Source organism: Pedobacter endophyticus (assembly GCF_015679185.1).
GTDB lineage: Bacteria > Bacteroidota > Bacteroidia > Sphingobacteriales > Sphingobacteriaceae > Pedobacter > Pedobacter endophyticus.
The window spans coordinates 2,307,653-2,329,943 of sequence record NZ_CP064939.1; the positions used below are offsets into that span (position 1 = coordinate 2,307,653).

Here is a 22,291-nt window from a genome sequence, read left to right on the forward strand (position 1 = left end):
AAATTACAATTTTACAATTGAACCACCTGCTGCTTCAATAGCTTTTTGTGCGGTTGCAGAAAACGCATGTGCAGTAACTTCTAATTTTGCTTTAACTTCACCACGACCTAAAATTTTAACCAAGTCGTTTTTAGAAGCCAAACCGTGTGCTTGCAAGGCTGCAAAATCGATAGTTGTTAAGTTATGCTTTTCAGCTAATTCTTGAAGTACATCTAAGTTTACGCCAACATACTCTGTACGGTTAATTGGTTTGAAACCAACTTTTGGTACACGACGTTGTAATGGCATTTGACCACCTTCGAAACCTACTTTTGAAGAGTAACCCGAACGTGATTGTGCACCTTTGTGACCGCGTGTTGATGTACCGCCACGACCAGAACCTGTACCACGACCAATTCTCTTTCTGTTTTTTGTAGAACCTTGTGCAGGTTTTAAATTACTTAAATTCATTTTTTTGAACTTGTGTTGCCCTTCGCTTTCACTAAACAGGTACAACGATAAATAAATAACGATTGAGTTTTGAATGAGCGAATGATTGAATGTTATTCATTCTCTCATTCAAAATTCTATCATTTAATAATTCTCTTAAATTGCTTCGATAGCTACCAAATGATTCACTTTGCGAACCATACCGATAATTTGTGGTGTAGCTTCAACCTCAACACTTTGGTTCATTTTAGATAAACCCAAAGCCTGAACGGTTCTTTTTTGGCGCTCGCTTCTGTCGATAACGCTTTTTATTTGTGTTATTTTGATCTTAGCCATGATATTATCCGTTAAATACTTTGTTTAAATCTATACCACGAGTTTGAGCTACTGTATAAGCATCACGCATTTTTGTTAATGCATCAACAGTTGCTTTTACCACGTTGTGCGGGTTTGATGAACCTTTAGATTTTGCCAAAACGTTATGTACGCCGGCACTCTCTAATACGGCACGCATTGCACCACCTGCAATTACTCCGGTACCTACAGCAGCTGGTTTGATTAATACAAAACCACCTGAGAATTTACCGATTTGCTCGTGAGGAACAGTACCGTTTAAAATCGGAACTTTTACCAAGTTCTTTTTAGCATCATCCACACCTTTTGCAATTGCTTCAGTTACTTCTTTCGCCTTGCCTAAACCGAAACCAACAACACCGTTCTCATCACCTACAACAACAATTGCTGAGAAGCTGAAAGTACGGCCACCTTTGGTTACTTTGGCAACACGTTGTATACTAACCAAACGATCTTTTAACTCGATATCGGTGGTTTTTACTCTTTTTATATTAATAGTTGACATCTTACTTTTTCTTCAGATTAAAATACTAAACCAGCTTCGCGGGCACCCTCTGCCAACGATTTTACACGACCGTGGTATAAATAGCCATTTCTATCGAAAACAACTTCTTTAACACCTGCAGCAATTGCTTTTTCGGCAACTAATTTGCCTACCGCAACTGATTGGTCGCTTTTGTTTCCAGTACCAGTAAAATCTTTCGATAATGATGATGCTGATGCTATTGTTTTACCGGTTACATCGTTAATTACCTGAGCATAAATCCCTTTATTGCTTCTATATACAGATAACCTTGGACGCTCTTCCGAACCGGTAAGTCTTTTTCTGATCCCTTTTTTAATACGATCTCTTCTTGATAATTTTTTACCTGCCATGATTACTATTTTTTAGATGCTGATTTACCTGCTTTTCTTCTTAACACTTCACCTACAAACTTGATACCTTTACCTTTATAAGGCTCTGGTGCACGTAACGAACGGATTTTCGCTGCTACCTGACCAATCAATTGTTTGTCAATACTTTCTAAAATGATTTTAGGAGTCTGACCTTTTTCTGAAGATGTAGTTACCTTAATCTCAGCTGGCAATTGAAATACATAGTGGTGAGAATAACCCAAAACCAGATCCAGTGTATTACCTTGGTTTGTAGCACGGTAACCAACACCTACGAGTTCTTGTGTTAATTTATAACCTTCTGTAACACCAATAACCATGTTATTAAGCAATGAGCGATATAAACCGTGTAATGCTTTGTGTTTCTTTTGTTCTGACGGACGTTGAACTGTTAAAGTTCCATCCTCTTGACTTACAGTGATGTCTTTATCAACTGTTTGTGTTAATTCACCTTTAGGGCCTTTTACAGTTACAACGTTATCGTTAGATACGGTAATTGTAACACCTGAAGGGATTGTAATTGGGGCTTTTCCTATTCTTGACATTGTGTTGTTCTCCTAAATATTAATAAACGTGACACAATACCTCACCACCAATGTTTAATTTGGCTGCTTCTTTATCGGTCATTACACCTTTAGAAGTAGATAAGATTGCGATACCTAAACCGTTTAATACTCTTGGCATATTTTCAACGCCTGCATACTGTCTCAAACCTGGTTTACTTACTCGCACTAATGTACGAATAGCAGGAATTTTAGTTATTGGATTGTACTTCAAAGCAATTTTAATGGTGCCTTGAACAGTAGTATCCTCAAATTTATAATTCGCGATGTAACCTTTATCAAAAAGTACTTTTGTAATTTCCTTTTTAAGGTTTGATGCAGGAATTTCTACAACTCTGTGGTTGGCCTTAATGGCATTCCTTACTCTTGTTAAATAATCTGCTATTGGATCTGTATTCATTTTTATTGTTTTTGATAGTGGTTTCCTTCCGTTACCCAACGGTGGGACCTGCTATCGGTTAAAATTCTTTTTTTAAGCTTAAAGGTAAAAGATCAAAGCTTAAAGCGCATGTATATCGCTTTAAACTTTGAAATTGTTTTTCTTTTCGCTTTTGGCTATCCCCCGACTTTCGGACTCCCGACTTCGGACTGCCTTTGATCTTTCAGCTTTTAGCTTTCTGCTTAAAGCTTATATTACCAAGATGCTTTTTTAACACCTGGGATTTTACCGTCTAGCGCCATTTGGCGGAAAGTTACCCTCGAAATACCGAAAGTACGCATATATCCACGTGGGCGGCCAGTTAATTTACAACGGTTGTGTAAACGTACCGGAGATGAGTTTTTAGGTAATTTATCTAAACCTTCGAAATCTCCTGCAGCTTTTAATGCTGCACGTTTTTCAGCGTATCTAGCTACCAATTTTTGGCGCTTAACTTCGCGTGCTTTTACACCTTCTTTTGCCATTATTCTGCTGTTTTTTGATTTTTAAATGGTAATCCGAATTGTTTCAATAACTCTAATGCCTCAACGTCAGATTTTGCCGAAGTTACGAAAGTTATATCCATCCCTAAAATTTTATTGATTTTATCTATATTAATCTCTGGGAAGATGATTTGCTCAGTAACACCTAATGTGTAGTTACCTTTTCCATCGAAACCTTTATCGTTAATACCTTTGAAATCACGAATACGTGGCAAAGCTACAGAGATCAAACGATCTAAGAACTCGTACATATTGTTATCGCGTAATGTAACACGTACACCTACTGGCATACCTTTACGCAATTTAAAGTTAGAGATATCTTTTTTAGATTGTGCCGGAACCGCTTGCTGACCAGTAATGGTTGTCAACTCAACGATTGTGGTATCCATAATCTTTTTATCAGTAACAGAAAAACGACCAACACCCTGATTGATACAGATTTTTTCCAATTTAGGAACCTGCATTACAGTTTTGTACTGAAATTTTTCTTTCAATGCATTTACAACTTCTTCTTTGTATTTGCTTTTTAATCTAGGTGTAGCCATTATTTAATTTCCTCCCCTGAAATTTTAGCAACTCTAACTATTTTGCCATCAGCGTTTAGTTTACGACCAACTCGGGTAGCTTTACCAGATTTTGGATCAACCAACATCAAGTTAGAAATGTGAAGAGCAGCTTCTTTTTTAATAATACCACCGTTCGGATTTGCAGCATTTGGTTTAGTATGTTTAGATACTAAGTTAATGCCTTCTACAATGGCTCTGTTTTTATCTTTTTGTACTAAAAGTACTTTTCCTTGTTGACCTTTTGAATCGCCAGCAATTACTTTAACTAAATCTCCAGTGCGGATTTTAAGTTTTGATGGTGTATTTACTTTGTTTCCCATTTTATAATACCTCCGGTGCTAATGATACAATTTTCATGAATTGTTTTTCACGTAGTTCTCTCGCAACCGGGCCAAAGATACGTGTACCTCTTGGCTCATCCTGTGCGTTCAATAATACAGCAGCATTATCGTCAAAACGGATATAAGAACCATCTTTACGACGGATTTCTTTTTTAGTTCTTACAACAACTGCTTTAGAAACTGTACCTTTTTTAATATTACCTGACGGTAATGCGCTTTTTACGGTAACAACTACCTTATCACCAATTGAAGCATAACGTTTGCCGGTTCCACCTAGCACGCGAATTACCAATACTTCTTTTGCGCCGCTGTTATCAGCAACGTTTAATCTCGATTCCTGTTGTACCATCTTATTTAGCTCTTTCTAAAATTTGTACCAATCTCCAGTTCTTGTTTTTACTCAACGGACGAGTTTCCATAATCAATACTGTATCACCGATACCGCATTCGTTTTTCTCGTCGTGAGCCATAAATTTGGCAGTTTTCTTCACGAACTTACCATAAATCGGGTGTTTTACCTTACGCTCAACGCTCACTACAACAGATTTATCCATCTTGTTGCTTACCACTAACCCGGTTCTTGTTTTTCTTAATTGTCTTTCCATGTCGACTTTCGAATTATTTAGTTTCAGTAGCTGACTCGGCTTTTGATACCGCAGTCAGTTGTGTGTTTAAACGGGCTATGTCTTTCCTTACTTTTGCAATACGCGAAGGATTTTCGATAGCTGAAATAGTGTGAGCGAACTTTAATTTTGACAAGTTCTCTTTTTCTTCCGCAATCTTAGCTACTAATTCTTCTTTTGAAAGCCCTGTGATTTCTGAATTTTTCATTTTGTTTTTCTTTTACGTTGAGTGTAGCGGTTATAATAAACAAGTATTTTACAACATTCACCTCAACACTTTACTATGCTTCTACGTAATCTCTACGTACTACGAACTTGGTTTGGATTGGTAATTTTTGTGCTGCTAAACGCAATGCTTCTTTAGCTACTTCTAAAGGCACACCTTCAGCTTCGAAAATTACACGTCCAGGTCTTACAACTGCTACCCAATACTCAGGAGCACCTTTACCTTTACCCATACGTACCTCAGCAGGTTTTTTAGTTACCGGTTTGTCAGGGAAAATTCTGATCCACACCTGGCCTTCACGTTTCATGAAACGTGTTACCGCGATACGGGCAGCCTCTATCTGGCGACTTGTGATCCAAGTGGCTTCTAAAGATTTGATACCGAAAGATCCGAATGCTAATTCAGCTCCACGAGAAGCTAAACCCTTCATTCTGCCTTTTTGCATCTTCCTGAACTTCGTTCTTTTTGGCTGTAACATTTTATTTTGTTCTAATCGTTAAACGATGTTAATAAATCAATTATTTACGAGGACCTCTGTTAGCACCTGCGCCACCACCTCTGTTTGCACCACCCTGGCCTGGACCACGACCGCCTTGGTTTCCACCACGTCTGTCGCCACCGCCACGGTTATCTCTTCCACCACCGCGGTTATCTCTTCCACCGAATGCTGGTTTATCTGACTGGCCTTTTGGACCGTTGTTTGTTGAACCAATGTTTGGCGACAAATCACGTTTTCCATAAACCTCACCTTTACAGATCCATACTTTAACGCCGATTTTACCATAAGTGGTTAAAGCCTCAGCTAAAGCATAGTCGATATCAGCACGGAATGTATGCAAAGGCACTCTTCCTTCTTTGTACTGCTCGGTACGTGCCATCTCAGCACCACCTAAACGACCAGAAGTCATGATTTTGATACCTTCAGCACCCATACGCATTGTTGATGCGATAGAAGATTTCATTGCTCTACGGAATGAGATCCTTGCTTCTAATTGTTTTGCAACACCTTCTGCAACTAATTGTGCATCAAGTTCTGGGCGTTTAATTTCGAAGATGTTAATTTGAATTTCCTTTTTAGTCAATTTCTTTAACTCTTCTTTAATTTTATCAACCTCAGCACCTGCTTTACCGATTACAATACCCGGGCGAGCTGTGTGGATGGTTACCGTGATACGTTTTAACGTACGCTCGATAACTACTTTTGCAACACCGCCTTTTGCGATACGAGCAGAAAGGTATTTTCTTATTTTCTCATCTTCAACTAATTTATCGGAGTAGTTGTTGCCACCGAACCAGTTAGAATCCCATCCTTTGATGATGCCTAACCTGTTACCTATTGGATTTGCTTTTTGTCCCATTTCCTAAAATTAGTTTTGAGTTGTTTCTTGTAATTTACTATCTACAATCAGCGTTACGTGGTTAGAACGTTTACGAATTCTATATCCACGGCCTTGAGGAGCTGGACGTAAGCGTTTTAACTGACGGCCACCGTCAACCATAATTGTTTTAACAAAAAGTTGACTTTCTTCAGGGCGAGCACCTTCATTTTTTGATTCCCAGTTTTTGATGGCAGATAATAATAATTTCTCAACTCTTATTGCTGCTTCTTTATTGGTAAACTTTAAAATGCTTAATGCTTTTTCTACACGTTCACCTCTGATAAGATCTACAACCAAACGCATCTTACGCGGTGAGGTTGGACAATTGTTTAATTTTGCTATTGCTTCCATTGTCTAATTATTTTTTCTTTTCAGCGTGTCCTCTGAATGTTCTGGTTGGAGCAAATTCTCCCAACTTGTGACCAACCATGTTTTCTGTAACGTACACTGGTATAAATTTGTTACCGTTGTGTACTGCAAATGTATGACCTACGAAATCTGGTGAGATCATCGATCTACGAGACCAAGTTTTGATTACAGTTCTTTTGCCTGAATCATTCATAGAGCTAACTTTTTTCTCTACGTTATGGTCAATATAAGGTCCTTTTTTTATCGAACGAGCCATTATTTCTTCCTTCTCTCTATGATGTAACGATTAGAATATTTTTTAAGTTCTCTGGTTTTGTAGCCTTTAGCTAAAACACCATTTCTTGAACGTGGGTGACCACCTGATGATCTACCTTCACCACCACCCATTGGGTGATCTACTGGGTTCATCGCTACCGGTCTAGTTCTCGGACGACGGCCCAACCAACGTTTACGACCAGCTTTACCTAATACTTCGTTTGCGTGATCTGAGTTAGATACAGCACCGATAGTAGCCAGACAAGAAGTCAAGATTAAACGGGTTTCGCCTGAAGGCATTTTCAAGGTAGCATATTTACCATCGCGGGCAGCTAATTGTGCGTAAGCACCTGCACTACGAGCTAATTGTGCTCCTTTTCCAGGGTGAATCTCCACGTTGTGGATGATAGAACCTAACGGAATGTTCGATAATTTTAAAGTGTTACCTACTTCTGGTGCTGCTTTATCGCCCGATAATAATACCGAACCAACTTGCAATCCTTCTGGAGCAATGATGTAACGCTTCTCGCCATCTGCATAATGTAATAATGCGATGCGGGCAGTACGGTTTGGATCGTATTCAATAGTTGCTACTGTTGCAGGAATATCGAATTTATCGCGTTTGAAGTCGATTAAACGATACGATTTTTTATGACCACCGCCCATGTAGCGCATAGTCATTTTACCTGTATTGTTACGTCCACCAGACTTTTTTGATGATACAACCAATGATTTTTCGGGCTTGGTTGCTGTAATCTCCGTAAAACTAGCACCAACTCTGAAGCGGGTACCTGGAGTAACTGGTTTAAATTTTCTTAAGCCCATAGTTATAATTAATAATTAAATTAAAGATTTGCGTAATAATCTATTGTTTCACCAGCTTTTAAGGTTACAATAGCTTTTTTGTATTTAGGGCTACGGCCTGATACAAAACCTGCTTTAGTGTAACGAGATTTAGCTTTTCCATCAACAACCATTGTATTTACTGAAACGATGGTTACACCGTACATTTTTTCGATAGCTGTTTTGATTTGAATTTTGTTAGCCTTGTGGTTAACGCTAAAGGTGAAACGGTTACCTTTTTCAGTTAAAGCTGAAGCTTTTTCGGTTAATATTGGTTTTTTTAAGATTTCCATATTATTTGGCAAATGCCTCCTCCAAAGTTTTAACAGAATCAGCAGTTAACACAAGTACGCCAGCGTTTAATACATCATAAGTATTTAAATCTGCTGCAGATATTACTTTAGTTTTCTGAACGTTTCTGCTTGATAAATAGATATTATTGTTTTGTGCAGGTAAAACCAACAAAGTTTTTTGCGTACCTACGTTTAACGCAGCTAATAAACTTGTATAGTTTTTAGTTTTAACAGTATCGAAGTTGAAATCTTCTAAAACTACCACGTTGTTATCTTTTGCTTTGTAAGCTAAAGCAGATTTACGTGCTAATGATTTTAATTTCTTGTTCAATTTAAAACTATAATCACGTGGCTGAGGACCGAAAACACGACCACCACCATTAAATAATGGAGATTTAATGCTACCGGCACGGGCACCACCTGTACCTTTTTGTTTGTATAGTTTACGGGTAGAACCTGCAATCTCGTTACGTTGTTTAGATTTGTGAGTACCTTGACGTTGGTTAGCCAAATACTGTTTTACATCTAAATAAATCGCGTGGTCGTTAGGTTCGATACCAAATACCGATTCAGGAAGTTGCACCTTGGCACCTGTTTCTTTACCTGAAATGTTTAATACTTTAACTTCCATCTGATTACTTGTCTAAGATTACGTAAGAACCTTTAGCTCCTGGAACGGAACCACTAACTACTAATAAGTTTTGATCGGCATAAATTTTCAATACTTGTAAGTTTTGAATTTTCACCCTGTCGCCACCTGTTCTTCCAGCCATGCGCATTCCTTTGAATACACGTGAAGGGAATGATGATGCTCCCAATGAACCCGGGGCACGTAAACGGTTATGCTGACCGTGAGTCTGCATACCAACACCGGCAAATCCGTGGCGTTTCACAACACCTTGAAAACCTTTACCTTTTGAGGTACCTACAACATCAACAAAATCGCCTTCTGCGAACGCATCAACAGTTACCACATCACCTAAATTAAGTTCAGTTGTAAATGTTGAATCGAATTCTACCAGCTTGCGTTTTGGAGTTGTGTTTGCTTTCGCGAAATGGCCTTTTAACGGTTGAGTTGTGTTTTTCTCTTTTTTCTCATCGTAACCCAATTGGATTGATGAATACCCGTCTTTTTCTTCGGTCTTTACTTGTGTAACTACACAAGGCCCAGCTTCGATTACAGTACATGGAATGTTTCTTCCGTCTGCATCGAAAATACTGGTCATTCCTACTTTTTTTCCAATAATTCCTGACATTTTATCTTTTCTTTTTAACACCCATCGAAGCAGTAGGGCTTCGTTCAAGGTGGTTGTTCAATCCCCCGAAAGGGACGGCAAAGATAGGCAAGAATTATTAATTTTCAAATAGTTAGCGAAATATTTTTTAACTATTTTTGATTTTTATTCATAGGTGTTAAAGGGATCATGATTTTATTACTTTAAAGGCTTGTTTTTTCGTAAAATCATGCTGGTTTTCAAATAAATTGCTGATAGGATGGGATTTAGGTAGCGCACGCATTGTAAGACGTTTATTTTGCGTTTAAACAAGTGCCTACGAGACTAATATTTAGGGGTTTATCATTATTAAAAGCAGCCAAAGCAGTAGCAATTGGTTAGTCATTTCAGCTCTTCCCACACGTACGGAATTGAAGCGTTGCTCCTTTGCCTCTAGGCTAAGTGGCTTGGTCTCTCGTCTGGCGCAAGCATCTCGCTTGTGCCCATCCAAAGTTAAGGACAAAATGATAGAACATTGTCACCCTGAGCGGAGTCGAAGGGCAGATGTTAATGGTTTTATCCAATAAAAAAGGTCTTCGACTCCGCTCAGACTGACACCGACCGGGCTTAACTAAACGACATTGGCAGGACAATCGGCATTGCAATGACGAAAAACTAACCTCTACCTACCGCGGGCATCATCCCATCTGTTCCTTTCGTCCTGAAGCTCTCGGGCAAGTCTCATTTCCTTGTCCTTTGCCTTCACCTTGTGCGCCTGAAACTCATCGGCCACTTCCTGGTAAAGCTGCGTTCGGTAAGTAGCTTCCCTCCTATACTTTCCAGATTGGAAAATTACAATGGCCAGCCCGGCTGCCAATACAATTATAATTGCCCAGACAATGGTGTTGTAAGTTCCTTTATCAAAAGAGATTCCTAAAAACTTAATCTCATTTACCGATGCTGTTGCACTTGCCAACGAGTTTTCCTTTCCCGAAACTTCGCCTTTTAAACTCGCTATATTATCGCTTTGTGTCTTTATTTCCTGTTGTGCTTCCTGCAATTGCTTGCGTTCTTTCTTCAAAGTATCATTCACACTTTTCCAAAGTGCCGATAGCCTTGAGGGATTAATCAGCCTGGCGCCATACAGGCTTTTTGATTTTCTTAACATGAACTCATACTGTCCTTTTAACGATGGATCAGTATTTTTCGTGGTATCTGGCATAACTTGTCCAAATGCAACGTTTAAAAATAGCATAGCGCCTAAAAACAATAGGGTGTGTTTAATTTTCTGCATAGTTTAAATATAGGTGTTAGATTGTAAAACTACATTTTTATACATTTTATTATAAATTAAATTGCGATAGGTTACATTTGTTTCATGCAAATAGGAATTATTGGTTTGGGCGATATGGGCAAATTGTATGCGCTATCGTTTGTAAACGCAGGTTATAAGGTGTGCGGAGCAGACATGCCGCTACGTTTTTCGGATTTGAAAAATGAACTGGAGCCTAAGGGAATTGAGGTGCTGGTTGATGGCCATGAGGTTGCCCGAAAATCTGACTTTATAATTTATTGCGTAGAAGCCGAAAAAATCGACGAGGTGGTCTCTACTTTTGCACGTTCAACAAAATATGGTGCTATTGTAGCTGGCCAAACTTCTGTTAAACACCCCGAAATTGCTGCTTTTGAGAAACATTTACCCGAAGATACGCAGATTGTAACCTGCCATTCGCTTCATGGGCCCGCCTTTAGCCCCGTTGGCCAAACTTTGGTTGTGGTTCGGCACCGCGCAACAGACAGCGTTTACGCTGAGGCTTTGGAAGTTTATAAATCGTTAGGCTCGCTAATCATAGAAATGGACGATTACCGGGAGCACGACAAGATTGTAGCTGATACGCAGGCGGTTACGCATATGGGCTTCGAAAGCATGGGCTCTGCATGGAAAAACGCTGGCTTTTTCCCATGGGATAACCCTGCTTATGCGGGAGGAATCGATAACGTGAAGATCTTAACCACGTTGAGGATATTCAGTTACAAATCGCACATTTATGCTGGCCTGGCCATTTTAAATCCTTATGCCCAAAAGCAGGTGAAATATTATGCACAGGCAGAGTCTGAATTATTTAAGATGATGATTTGCGAGAACGAGGCCGAATTTAGAGAGAAAATATATGCTGCCCGCGATTTCGTTTTTCATGAAAGCAGAACGCTGTTATTGTTGGATGATAAGATTATGAAAGAATTTAGTCTGTCTGATGCCAATCATAATCAAAAACCAAATTCGCACCTCAGTTTGTTGAGTATGGTTTACGCCTGGTATAAAATGGGCGTAAATCCTTACGATAATCTCATTTGCCAAACGCCGCCTTTTAAGCTCCGGTTAGGCATCGCCGAATACCTATTCAAAAATGAGGAAATGTTAGAAGAATCGATCACAACAGCCTTGTACGATAAATCTATCCGGGGCGACGATTTGGAGTTTCATACCGCGGTGCACGAGTGGGCCTCGATTATCGGCTACGGCGATTTAAAAGGCTACAAAGAACATTTCGAAGCTGCAAAATCGTTTTTTGCCAATCGATTAAATGATGGACGTGCCAAAAGCGCCGAGATGATTACAAGGTTGGGGAAGTGAAGGAGGTTTGGAGTGGGGAGTTTGGAGTTTGGAGTCGGGAGTTTGGAGTCTCAAGTCCCAAGTCATGTCAGGGATACTTTGTCAGGCCGAGCGGAGTCGAAGCCTATTAAAATGGCCTTTCGAATCCGCTTGAGGTAACGGCTTATAAAGTATTCGGGGGTGACAGGCACTATACCTGAAGCAAAAGTTAAACCAGGAGAATAGAACAAGGCAACTTTATTTCTGCCTCACAATTAAAGGCTGAGACCAGCAAATGGCAGTTGTATGGAGTAAGCTTGCGAGTTTAGCATTAAGAAAAGCTTTCCGATAAAGTGCCGAAGATTCATAAAAATATGCATCAAGAATATAGGCTTGCTAAAAGATGGTAGCTAAAACCCTGTACATCTATCTTCCGCAATCTAATCGTTACGCCAGTAAATAATCAACCCTGAATTTATTAAAATCGAACATGGCTAAGCGGCTCATTCAATAAATTATTCATCGTATTCTATTTTAAGTTTAATATATTTCCTACATTTAGTATAATCTCCTTATTGTTATACACGATCTTAATTAAAATAAATTTAATTCGTAGACACTTGCATTAACACTTGGGGTATGAATAGTATAAGTTCCTTAACTGATGATAAACTATTGGGTTTATTAAAAACGAAAGATCATAAAGCATTTGATGAATTGTATAATCGCTATTGGGCAGTATTGTTCTTACATGCAGGCAGACTATTAAAAAGTGATGCTGAAGCTGCAGATATCGTTCAAGACTTATTCACTGGCTTATGGTTAAAAGCAGCCACAATAGAAATCAAAGTTTCCCTTTCTTTGTACTTGTACACAGCAACCCGCAACAAGGTTCTCGATCGGATTAGACAAAAAAAAACATCAAGTGACTACCTTGCTTCGATAAACGAGTTTATAGAAAAAGGATATGTACCAACAGACTATAGGATAAGAGAGAAGGAACTATCCATAATTATAGAAAATGAATTAAACGCTCTTCCTGCCAAAATGCGCAAAGTGTTTGTGCTCAGCCGCAAGAAAAATTTATCGTACTCACAAATTGCTACACATTTAAAGGTTAGTGAACATACCGTTAAAAGCCAAATTAGCAATGCGTTAAGAGTTTTAAGATCAAAAATTAAACCCAGCTCTTACTGGCTTTTTTACTTGATTAATCTTTTTAATTAAGTAAAACCCCTAAACTTAGCTTATCCTCACCGCAAATATTTTGCGAATTAAATTAGAACAGCCGCCCGAAGTTTAAAGCCTTAAACAACAAACAGCTTATTATCAGGAACTTATCTTGATGACAGAAGAAAAAGATTAAATTTTTAACATTTATCTCATACTTGCGTAACGATCAAACGTCTTACATACAATTGAGCCAGAATCTATCTTCATGAACCAAATCGAATTTCAATCTTTATTAGAAAGATATAACAACGGAAAGTGTAGTTCCGAAGAGCTAGCTTTATTAGAAAACTGGTACAACTCGTTCGGAGAGAAGAATAAAATTAATTCTATTTCCGAGGATGACTTCATATTATATCAAAAATTGATTTGGAAAAATGTAAATGGTAAATTAAACCTAATGCCCAACCAACAACAGCATAAAAGGTTAACACTTTGGGCTCAATACTCCATAGCGGCATCGCTGTTCTTAATCATCAGTTTTGGAATTTATTATTCAATAAAATGGAAATCTTCTAATACGGAGATGCAAATGGCGAAATCGGATGTAAAGGTAAAAGACGATTTACCGCCTGCCAGTAATAAGGCCGAGTTAGTTCTATCTAACGGCAAGGTAATTAGCCTGGAAAATGCCGACCCCGGACTTGTTGCTACCGAAGGCGATGTGCGTGTAGAGAAAAGCGGCGAAAGTATTATAAGTTACAAACAAGGCAATAGCGATGCTACTGTAAACAACAATGCAACTGCCTATAACACGATAAGAACACCAAACGGTGGAAAATGGCCTGCTATTGAATTGCCTGACGGCACAAAGGTGATTTTGGATGCCGGCTCTTCGATTACTTTTCCGGTTAGTTTTAGCAAAGAGCGTAAAGTGAATATTACCGGGCAGGCTTATTTCTCGGTGATACACAATTCAAAAAAGCCATTTTTGGTAAGTGTTCAAGGGATCACCATCGAAGATTTGGGAACCGAATTTAATGTGAATGCTTACAACGACGATTTGAGCGTTAAAACTACGCTGACAGAAGGGGCAGTGAAGGTAAGTCTGGGTAATCAGCACAGCAATATTAAACCAGGACAGCAAGTTTTAGCCAGTAATAATAAGCTGATAACAAAAGAAGTAGATATTGAAGAGGTAATTGCCTGGAAAAAAGGCTTGTTTCAGTTTAACCATACGGCTATCGATGTCGTCATGCGGCAAATATCGAGGTGGTACGATGTTGATATTGTATTTAAAGAAAATGTAGCCAACCTCACCTTTACCGGTAATATTTCCAGAAATTTAAAATTATCTCGCTCGCTTGAAATGCTCAGTGTTACAGGATTGGTTTTTAAAATGGAAGGGAAGAGAATAGTAGTGAGCAACTAATTATCGACACCTTATTCGTTAACCTAAAATAAAAATCTATGAATGACTAAATGAAAGATAAACCGAGGTTGAAAAATCGGAAAGTGCGCCAACACTTCCCGATAAAAGCTTGAGTCAACCTACCTGTTTTGTATGAACTAGAACAGGTAAATGAAGAATTGTAAGTTAATACGTACTAACCCAAACCAAATATGAAGGTAATAAAAAAATTATTATTTAAGTTGGCTACGCCCAATTTATGTCCCAATCATAAGCTTTTTAAGATTGTGAAACTGACATTTATCCTAATCATCTTTGCCCTTACACAAGTTAGAGGTGAAGCACACAGCCAGAACATATCACTTTATGAAACAAAAGCTACTTTGCGAAGTGTTCTTGAATCGATCAAAAGACAAAGCGGTTATCTGCTCCTATATCAAGATCAAATTATCCAAAAGGCCAATCCTGTAACCATAAACAAGCAAAATATCTCTGTTAAAGAGGCGCTTGATTATTGTTTTAAAAATCAACCATTAACCTACCAGATAATCGAAAACACTATAATTGTTAAGCCTAAAAAGGAATTGCCCAAAAATACGACAGCCGAGGTCGTTGATGCAGATATCGATATACAAGGGAAAATTGTTGATGAGAACAATAAGTACCTGCCCGGTGCCAGTATAAAAGTTAAAGGCACAGATAATGGGACTTCCTCAAACTCAGCGGGCGAGTACTCATTAAAAAATGTTCCTGATAATGCCACTTTGGTAGTTTCTTATTTAGGTTATGTTACTAGAGAAGTATCTGTTAAAGATAATTTTAAACTCATTCAGTTACAGCCACTAAATAATGATTTAAATGAAGTTGTGGTAGTAGGATATGGTACCCAAACAAAAGCAAAGGTTACAGGTTCAATAAGCCAGGTTGAAGGTAAAGAGCTGGTAAAATCGCCAGTAGCCAACTTATCAAACTCTTTAATTGGTCGTTTGCCTGGTTTAAGGGCTACGCAACGCAGTGGTGAGCCTGGTAACGATGGCAGCGGACTTGATATAAGGGGCTTTGGCAATGCATTGGTTATTATCGATGGCGTGCCTGGTGGTTCATTTAATCAATTAGACGCCAACGAAATAGAAACCTTTAGTATTATAAAAGATGCATCAGCGGCGGTATATGGTGTGCGAGCAGCTAATGGCGTGGTTTTGGTGACTACAAAAAAAGGGAAGCTAGGTGAAAAGCCAAAAATAGAATTATCATCCTATTATGGGTTTCAAACGATTGCTAAATATCCAGAGCTTGCAGATGCGGCCTTATTTACCGAGCTGTATAATGAAGCAGCCGTAAATACCTGGGTTAAAAACGGCAACCCAACCGCACCTTTAACATTTCCCTACCCTAAAGAAGTTGTAGAAGACTACCGCGATGGCACACTAAAAAGTTATGATTGGTTTAACGAAACGATTAAAAAAAATGCCCCTCAAAGATACACCAATATAAACGTTTCTGGAGCAACCGATAAGGTAAACTATTTTATAAATTTGGGTAATTTGTTTCAAGATGGGATGTGGAGAAGTGGCTCTACAAACTTTAAAAGGTACAATTTAAGGGGTAAGGTCGAAGCCAAAATTGCCAAACGATTCACTGCTGCGGTAAACTTATCTGGCCGTTTAGAAAACCTTAAATTTCCAGGGGTTGGTGCTGCTAGCCTAATATCGGGTTTATCCAGAACTTATCCTATTTACCCTTTTTATGCAAATGATAACCCAAATTACCCTGGAAATACCAATGCAACCAATCAATTGTTTCTAAGTGATGCAAAAAATTCTGGATATACAACTGAAAAAACAAAGACTTATTCGGCAATATTTTCACTTGATTATGAAGTGCCTTATATTGATGGTTTGAACATCAAAGCTTTATATTCCTATGAAAATCAAAATTACGACAACAAAGCCTTTACCAAAAAATTTCAATTATATAACTACAATGCAACAGATGATACCTACAATGTTGGCTATACGGGTAATGACCCAAGCAGATTATCAAACCGTATAACTCATAAAGAAACAAAAGTTTCTCAAATTTCAATAAACTATAAAAATACTTTTGGTGAAAAGCACAACGTTTCTGGATTGTTGCTTTATGAAAGTCAAGAGGTTATTGGAAATTCTTTATCAGCTTACAGAGAATTCATATTAAGTGGTGTTGATGAATTATTTGCGGGTGTGAGTGCGAATCAATCCAACTCAGGGTCTTCATATGAAGAAGCAAAACTTGGTTATGTGGGTAGGGTTAATTACGATTATGCCGGAAAATATTTAGTGGAGTTTGCCGCCAGATATGATGGAACTTATAAAGTAAAAGCTGGAAGTAGATTTGGATTTTTCCCCAGTGTTTCTGCTGGCTGGGTAATTAGTAAGGAAAACTTTATGGAAAACCAAAAAACCATTACCAATTTAAAACTTCGGGCATCTTATGGCAGAGTTGGTGACGATTATTATATTGATCCATTTCAATACTTAACAGGTTTTAACTATCCATCTGGCAGTTATGTTTTTGGTTTAAATCCAATCCCAGGTTTATCAGATAAGGGATTAGCAAACGAACTTTTAACATGGTATACCTCAAAAACGGCTAATTTTGGTGTAGATGTAACACTATGGTCGGGCTTATTAGGGATAGAATTCGACTATTTTTATCGACAAAGAGATGATCTTTTGGGAACCCGAGTAAGTAGCCTGCCTAATACATTTGGTGCCTCCTTACCTCAAGAAAATATTAATGGTGATAATACTCGCGGTTTTGAACTGGCATTAACCCACAGAAACAGGATTGGCGACTTTAACTATTCGGTTGCTCCTAACCTGAGTATGACTAGAACGAAAAATGGTTACATAGAAAGAGCGCCCTCAACTAGTTCGTTAAATAATTATTATAACAATACTACTAATAGATGGACCAACAGAACAGTAGGGTATGTAGCAATTGGTCAGTTTCAAAATCAGGAAGACATTAACAACTGGGCTATTCAAGATGGCAGAGCCAATCAAACCCTGTTGCCTGGAGATATTAAATACGAGGATCTTAATGGCGATGGCGTTATTGACGGATTAGATCAAACGGTGATTGGAAGAGGTACTACACCTGAAATATTTTTTGGGCTGAACCTAACGGCAGGTTATAAAAATTTCGATTTCTCCCTTTTACTTCAAGGGGCAACAAACTTTAATGCCGATTATACCTTCGAGTTATTAAATCCATTGTTTAACGGAGCTTCGGCGTTTAAATACTTTGAAGATCGTTGGAGACGGGCAGATTTGTTTGATCCTAATAGCGCATGGATTCCTGGAAAATATCCTTCAACTATCATATCGGGTACCGCAAATAACCAGAGAACATCGTCTTTTTGGCTTAAGGACGCAACTTACTTAAGGGTTAAAAATTTCGAATTAGGTTATACCCTGCCCCAAAAACTATTAGCAAAAGTTGGTTTAAATAAGTTGAGGTTTTATGCCTCAGGGCAAAATGTATTCACATTTGATAAAATTAAATATATAGATCCTGAAGCTCCTTCTGGAAGAGGTAATTTTTATCCTCAACAAAAATCTTGGGTTTTTGGCGTAAACGTGGGCCTCTAATTAATCGTTTTAATTTTTAAAAGTAACTGAGATGAAAAAAGAAATAATATTTGCATGCGCTTTAGCCGTAATGTTAACAATGTATTCGTGTAAAAAGGATTTCTTGGAAAGAAAACCGAGAGATTTAATATCAGAAATAGATGCCTACGGTTCGCAAACTGGTTTAGAAGCCGTTACTGTTCGCCTATACAGCGATATGTTAATTGAAGATTTAAACTATGAAGTAGCTGAAACAGCAGGCTATCTCTCAACTATTACCGATGAAGCAGTTCGGAGCTACACCTGGGCCGCCAGTGTGATTAATGGCCCTGTAATTGGCAACTGGTTTGGTAGCTGGGACTATGGTAAAATTAGACGTATTAATGAATTTATTGCAAAAGTGGATCAATCGCCAGTAAGTGATGACTTGAAAAAAAGGTTTAAAGCCGAAGGAAGGTTCATTAGGGCTTTTCATTATTTCGCAATGGTTAAAAGATACGGAGGTGTGCCTTTAATAACGGAGGCACAGCAGTTTGTAGCAGGAGCAGATGAAGCTACATTGCAGGTGCAGCGCAGTAAGGAACAAGACATTTACGATTTTATTGCAAAAGAACTGGATGAAATAAAGGCTGATTTGCCATCCGTAACCACTGGTACAGATATTAACAGAATAAATAAATATGTTGCCTTGGCGTTAAAATCGCGAGCGATGCTTTACGCAGGTTGCAGTGCCAAATATGCCACTGTTCAAAAAGACGGCCTGGTAGGAATTCCATCAACTATGGCAGACGCGTATTTTAAAGCTTCGTTTGATGCATCAGCAGAAATTATAAACGACAATAAGTATACTTTATATGATACGGGAGGAGATAAATCAGCAAATTTTCAAAATCTGTTTCTGACACCGAATAATTCTGAAGCTATTTTCTCTAAGTTATATAAATCTCCGGAGGTAACGCATAGTTTTGATTGGTATAATGCTCCTCAAAGTTTTAGAATAGATTGGGGCTGTGCTACAAATCCTACGTTAGATATGGTAGAGGAATTTGAATACATTGATGGCTCGCCTGGGAAATTAAAAATAAAAGATGTTGGAGGCCAGCCAATAGTTTATAATAACCCTCAGGATCTCTTTCTGAACAAAGACCCAAGATTAAGTGCAAGTATTATGCTGCCCTTCTCTGCATGGCAGGGAGGCGTACTGGAAATTAGAAGAGGAGTAATCGATGGGGGCGTCAAATATACATCTGAAGATTTAAACCAAGGTTATCCAAATAATGGTGACGGTTTTAAAAGGGTAGGTAAAGATGGGCCCCTCACTACATGGGATCCTACTAAAACAGGTTTCTACATTAAAAAATTTATGAACCCGAATGCTCGGGTTCCTTATGCTCAATCTACTACACCTTTTATGGTTTTCAGGCTAGGCGAAATTTTACTCAACCATGCAGAAGCCGCATTAGAGTTGAGTTCACCAAAAACATCAGATGCGCTTACATCAATAAATAAAATTCGTAACAGAGCAGGCATTATAGCGCTAACCACAGTAGATATAGATAAGGTACGCCATGAGCGCAAAGTAGAGTTAGCGTTCGAAAACCACAGATTTTGGGATTTAAGGAGATGGCGTATCGCATCAACTGTTTTAGTTAGATAATTATCCTTCAAGAGCCCTTTACCCTTGGGCTATTTGGCAAAGTGGCGTTCCTGCAAGCGAGTTAAAATACTCGTTTGAAGAAGTTTACGTAAAAGGAACAAGAACTTTCCCTGAAAGACTTTATTACGAGCCAGTTCCTCAAGGAAACCCGGTATATGTTCAAAATCCACTCTATTAATTTTAACGAAAATGAGAAAATATTATAATACAATATACGTACTGTTTATCTGTATCTCTTTAGCCGCTTGTAAAAAAGACAATTATGATGCGCCAAATTCGAGCATCTCTGGCGCTATAATCGATGCTACAACAGGCCAAAAAGTGCCCCAACAAGTCGTAGCCGGAGCCAAAATCAGGTTGTTCGAAGTTAGTTATTCAAATAACCCTGGCCAGGTAACCAGCAGTATGCACGCTGATGGAACGTACAACAACAACTTTATATTTAAAGGCCGTTACAAAGTAGTTGCCGAAGGTGCTTTTTTTTATTTAGACACTGCTTATGTAGATGTAAATGGAACTACACGACAAGATTTAAAGGTAAGGCCCTATTTAACAGTAACGGCAGAAGTGGTTTCAAAAACCAGTACCTCCGTAACTGTAAAAGTTAAAGTTGCCTTGGGTGCCGGTAACACACAAAAAATTGCCCGTGTAGCTGCTGTATTAAGCACTACACCCGGGGTTGATATTAATAATTATATCTCTACTAGAGGATTAACTAATACGGAACCCGTTGCTAATGCAACAGTCGAAGCTAATTCCTACACCTATACAATGGCAGGGTTAACCCCTAATACAAAATACTATTGGCGTGGAGGTGCAAGAACAATAAATACTGGTAATTTTTATAACTATACCCCAATTATGGATATAACAACTGATCCTTAATTTTACCTTTTACACATCCCGTATAACAGTGTTAAGCGGTGTTTCAAACTTTGGAATGCCGCTTTTTCCAATGTTACCTAGAACCTGTTTAAATTCTATTATCAGGTAGTCAACGGTTCCATCTTTGCTACATTAAAGCACTTCGTCCCCCTGCTGAGGCTTGCAGGCGCTCAGTGTGACAAAAAACCGAAAAAGGGAATAATATTAAAATTTAGATCGGCTTTTAATCTTATTTCCTATTTTATCCCCTTAACATATAGACTTTATTTTATTCGGCGAATGTTTCGTTTCGCTTAATCGAGTGCCTTATATTTGCCAGCATGTCGGTATTGCTATTTACCATTATCGTTTTGTTTGGCGCTTTTTTGGCTGGCTTGCTTGGTTCGCTAACAGGCTTAGGCGGCGGTGTTATTATTATTCCCATGCTAACGCTGGCATTGGGCGTCGATATTCATTACGCAATCGGCGCTTCAATAGTTTCCGTAATTGCAACATCGTCGGGCTCTGCCGCTGCATATGTTAAAGAGGGAATTACCAATATCCGAATAGGGATGTTCCTTGAAATTGCAACAACCGTAGGCGCAGTTTGCGGGGCTATTGCTGCAGTTTACCTCAATGCAAGCTTCATTGCCATTCTTTTCGGGTGTATTCTTATTTTTTCTGCAGTGATGATTCTAAAGAAAAAAGTAGACCATACCACATCCGATCATACGGACAAATGGGCCAACTACTTTAAACTAAACGGGTCATATCCCGATAAGGGCGAAGTGCATGGATATGCGGTTAAGCACGTTCCGGCTGGTTTTTCGATGATGTTATTGGCGGGAACAATTTCGGGCTTGTTGGGTGTGGGCAGTGGGGCGCTAAAAGTAATCGCGATGGATAATATCATGCGCTTGCCGTTTAAAGTATCAACAACTACCAGCAACTTTATGATGGGCGTAACAGCGGCCGCCAGTGCAGTAGTTTATTTACATCGCGGTCAAATTGATCCAGGTATCGCCATGCCGGTGTGCCTCGGGGTTTTGACCGGAGCTACAGTGGGATCGAAACTTCTGCTGAAGATCAAAACCGATAAACTTAAAATCGTATTTGCTGTTGTAGTCGATTTTTTGGCGCTGCAAATGATTTATAAAGGGATAAACGGATTATGATGGAGCAGGCAGAACACAAACAAAACATTAACGATAAGGATATTCAAGCCATCTTAGGCACCCTATTGCGCGCTGGTGTTATTATTTCTATGACAATTGTACTGATAGGCGGCATTATCTTTTTGACTCATCATAAGGGGGTAATAGCGGATTACAAAGTGTTCAAACCCGAGATTTCAGAATTTTCGTCTATTGCGGCAATTTTTAACGGTCTAGCAACCTTTCGCGGCGATGCCATTGTTCAGTTTGGGATTTTGATGCTCATTTTTACTCCGATCGCCCGAATTATCTTCGCCATTTTCAGCTTCTTTTTGGAACGCGATTATCTTTATGTCATCATCGGATTTATTATACTGGCTATAATAACCATCAGTTTAAGCGGTGGTTTGGCGCATTAACGTCATTTCGAAGTTAAACTTTTTTCGCAAAGGGATGCCTTTGGCACAGCTCAAGAAGAAATTTGCTCGCTAAATACCGCTGGCTTTAAGCCCGTGCTAAGCGGTATCCTTCCCGATTAAAAAATCGCGATCGATATGA

General features: G+C 38.7%; 29 protein-coding genes. 8 read left to right on the plus strand and 21 right to left on the minus strand.

All coding sequences use genetic code 11. From position 1 onward, the window contains the following. Positions 1–3 precede the first annotated feature (3 nt). From rplO to IZT61_RS09280, 21 genes are all read right to left on the minus strand, one after another. On the minus strand, positions 4–450 hold the full coding sequence (gene rplO / locus IZT61_RS09180; protein WP_196100852.1) for a 50S ribosomal protein L15: 447 nt from the start codon (positions 448–450) through the stop codon (positions 4–6). Between the two features lie 135 nt (positions 451–585). Beyond that, on the minus strand, positions 586–765 hold the full coding sequence (gene rpmD / locus IZT61_RS09185) for a 50S ribosomal protein L30 (RefSeq protein ID WP_196100853.1): 180 nt from the start codon (positions 763–765) through the stop codon (positions 586–588). A 4-nt stretch (positions 766–769) separates the two neighbouring features. Further along, positions 770–1,288, minus strand: a complete 519-nt coding sequence (gene rpsE / locus IZT61_RS09190) for a 30S ribosomal protein S5 (protein ID WP_010599893.1) — start codon at positions 1,286–1,288, stop codon at positions 770–772. A 17-nt stretch (positions 1,289–1,305) separates the two neighbouring features. Beyond that, entirely contained in the window at positions 1,306–1,659 is a 354-nt protein-coding gene (rplR, locus tag IZT61_RS09195) for a 50S ribosomal protein L18 (RefSeq protein WP_029278655.1), read from the minus strand. Positions 1,660–1,664: 5 nt separating this feature from the next. Beyond that, a complete protein-coding gene (gene rplF / locus IZT61_RS09200; RefSeq protein ID WP_196100854.1) occupies positions 1,665–2,222 on the minus strand; it encodes a 50S ribosomal protein L6 in 558 nt (185 codons plus the stop codon). Positions 2,223–2,241: 19 nt separating this feature from the next. After that, a complete protein-coding gene (rpsH, locus tag IZT61_RS09205; protein ID WP_115402665.1) occupies positions 2,242–2,640 on the minus strand; it encodes a 30S ribosomal protein S8 in 399 nt (132 codons plus the stop codon). A gap of 233 nt (positions 2,641–2,873) precedes the next feature. Then, a complete protein-coding gene (gene rpsN, locus IZT61_RS09210) occupies positions 2,874–3,143 on the minus strand; it encodes a 30S ribosomal protein S14 (protein WP_010599897.1) in 270 nt (89 codons plus the stop codon). Continuing rightward, positions 3,143–3,709 carry a 50S ribosomal protein L5 gene (gene rplE / locus IZT61_RS09215; RefSeq protein ID WP_086003386.1) on the minus strand — a complete coding sequence of 189 codons (567 nt, stop codon included), beginning with the start codon at positions 3,707–3,709 and terminating at the stop codon, positions 3,143–3,145. The genes rpsN and rplE overlap by 1 nt, the downstream gene beginning before the upstream one ends. Next, a complete protein-coding gene (gene rplX / locus IZT61_RS09220) occupies positions 3,706–4,047 on the minus strand; it encodes a 50S ribosomal protein L24 (RefSeq protein ID WP_196100855.1) in 342 nt (113 codons plus the stop codon). Before rplX ends, rplE begins: the two co-directional genes overlap by 4 nt. Position 4,048: 1 nt before the next feature. Continuing rightward, the gene (gene rplN / locus IZT61_RS09225; RefSeq protein ID WP_010599900.1) at positions 4,049–4,417 is read right to left on the minus strand and encodes a 50S ribosomal protein L14; all 369 of its coding nucleotides are present in this window, start codon (positions 4,415–4,417) and stop codon (positions 4,049–4,051) included. 1 nt (position 4,418) lies between these two features. Continuing rightward, positions 4,419–4,673 (minus strand): 30S ribosomal protein S17, encoded by a 255-nt coding sequence (rpsQ, locus tag IZT61_RS09230; protein WP_196100856.1) that lies wholly within the window; start codon positions 4,671–4,673, stop codon positions 4,419–4,421. Between the two features lie 13 nt (positions 4,674–4,686). Further along, positions 4,687–4,899 (minus strand): 50S ribosomal protein L29, encoded by a 213-nt coding sequence (rpmC, locus tag IZT61_RS09235; RefSeq protein ID WP_196100857.1) that lies wholly within the window; start codon positions 4,897–4,899, stop codon positions 4,687–4,689. A 73-nt stretch (positions 4,900–4,972) separates the two neighbouring features. Further along, positions 4,973–5,395, minus strand: coding sequence for a 50S ribosomal protein L16 (gene rplP / locus IZT61_RS09240; protein WP_010599903.1), 423 nt, complete (start codon positions 5,393–5,395; stop codon positions 4,973–4,975). Between the two features lie 40 nt (positions 5,396–5,435). Then, positions 5,436–6,275, minus strand: a complete 840-nt coding sequence (gene rpsC / locus IZT61_RS09245) for a 30S ribosomal protein S3 (RefSeq protein ID WP_196100858.1) — start codon at positions 6,273–6,275, stop codon at positions 5,436–5,438. 9 nt (positions 6,276–6,284) lie between these two features. Further along, a complete protein-coding gene (rplV, locus tag IZT61_RS09250) occupies positions 6,285–6,647 on the minus strand; it encodes a 50S ribosomal protein L22 (RefSeq protein ID WP_196100859.1) in 363 nt (120 codons plus the stop codon). 7 nt (positions 6,648–6,654) lie between these two features. Continuing rightward, positions 6,655–6,921: a 30S ribosomal protein S19 gene (rpsS, locus tag IZT61_RS09255; RefSeq protein WP_115402663.1), complete on the minus strand. Its 267-nt coding sequence runs from the start codon at positions 6,919–6,921 to the stop codon at positions 6,655–6,657. Next, positions 6,921–7,745: a 50S ribosomal protein L2 gene (rplB, locus tag IZT61_RS09260; protein ID WP_196100860.1), complete on the minus strand. Its 825-nt coding sequence runs from the start codon at positions 7,743–7,745 to the stop codon at positions 6,921–6,923. The genes rpsS and rplB overlap by 1 nt, the downstream gene beginning before the upstream one ends. A gap of 20 nt (positions 7,746–7,765) precedes the next feature. Next, positions 7,766–8,056, minus strand: a complete 291-nt coding sequence (gene rplW, locus IZT61_RS09265) for a 50S ribosomal protein L23 (RefSeq protein ID WP_196100861.1) — start codon at positions 8,054–8,056, stop codon at positions 7,766–7,768. A 1-nt stretch (position 8,057) separates the two neighbouring features. Then, entirely contained in the window at positions 8,058–8,687 is a 630-nt protein-coding gene (gene rplD / locus IZT61_RS09270) for a 50S ribosomal protein L4 (protein ID WP_196100862.1), read from the minus strand. A 4-nt stretch (positions 8,688–8,691) separates the two neighbouring features. After that, on the minus strand, positions 8,692–9,312 hold the full coding sequence (gene rplC / locus IZT61_RS09275) for a 50S ribosomal protein L3 (RefSeq protein WP_196100863.1): 621 nt from the start codon (positions 9,310–9,312) through the stop codon (positions 8,692–8,694). A 640-nt stretch (positions 9,313–9,952) separates the two neighbouring features. Further along, positions 9,953–10,564, minus strand: a complete 612-nt coding sequence (locus IZT61_RS09280; protein WP_196100864.1) for a hypothetical protein — start codon at positions 10,562–10,564, stop codon at positions 9,953–9,955. Between the two features lie 84 nt (positions 10,565–10,648). Between IZT61_RS09280 and IZT61_RS09285 the strand changes: the two genes are divergently transcribed. From IZT61_RS09285 to IZT61_RS09320, 8 genes are all read left to right on the plus strand, one after another. Continuing rightward, complete coding sequence (locus tag IZT61_RS09285; protein ID WP_196100865.1) at positions 10,649–11,905, plus strand: prephenate dehydrogenase; 1,257 nt, start codon at positions 10,649–10,651, stop codon at positions 11,903–11,905. Between the two features lie 597 nt (positions 11,906–12,502). Next, entirely contained in the window at positions 12,503–13,090 is a 588-nt protein-coding gene (locus IZT61_RS09290; RefSeq protein ID WP_196100866.1) for an RNA polymerase sigma factor, read from the plus strand. A 211-nt stretch (positions 13,091–13,301) separates the two neighbouring features. After that, a complete protein-coding gene (locus IZT61_RS09295) occupies positions 13,302–14,465 on the plus strand; it encodes a FecR family protein (RefSeq protein WP_196100867.1) in 1,164 nt (387 codons plus the stop codon). Positions 14,466–14,656: 191 nt separating this feature from the next. Then, on the plus strand, positions 14,657–18,079 hold the full coding sequence (locus IZT61_RS09300) for a TonB-dependent receptor (RefSeq protein WP_196100868.1): 3,423 nt from the start codon (positions 14,657–14,659) through the stop codon (positions 18,077–18,079). Positions 18,080–18,110: 31 nt separating this feature from the next. Further along, a complete protein-coding gene (locus tag IZT61_RS09305; protein WP_196100869.1) occupies positions 18,111–19,715 on the plus strand; it encodes a RagB/SusD family nutrient uptake outer membrane protein in 1,605 nt (534 codons plus the stop codon). 189 nt (positions 19,716–19,904) lie between these two features. Beyond that, entirely contained in the window at positions 19,905–20,600 is a 696-nt protein-coding gene (locus tag IZT61_RS09310) for a DUF3823 domain-containing protein (protein ID WP_196100870.1), read from the plus strand. Between the two features lie 320 nt (positions 20,601–20,920). After that, complete coding sequence (locus IZT61_RS09315) at positions 20,921–21,754, plus strand: sulfite exporter TauE/SafE family protein (protein ID WP_196100871.1); 834 nt, start codon at positions 20,921–20,923, stop codon at positions 21,752–21,754. Continuing rightward, a complete protein-coding gene (locus tag IZT61_RS09320; RefSeq protein ID WP_230383916.1) occupies positions 21,751–22,152 on the plus strand; it encodes a DUF1634 domain-containing protein in 402 nt (133 codons plus the stop codon). The genes IZT61_RS09315 and IZT61_RS09320 overlap by 4 nt, the downstream gene beginning before the upstream one ends. The last annotated feature ends 139 nt before the right edge of the window (positions 22,153–22,291 follow it).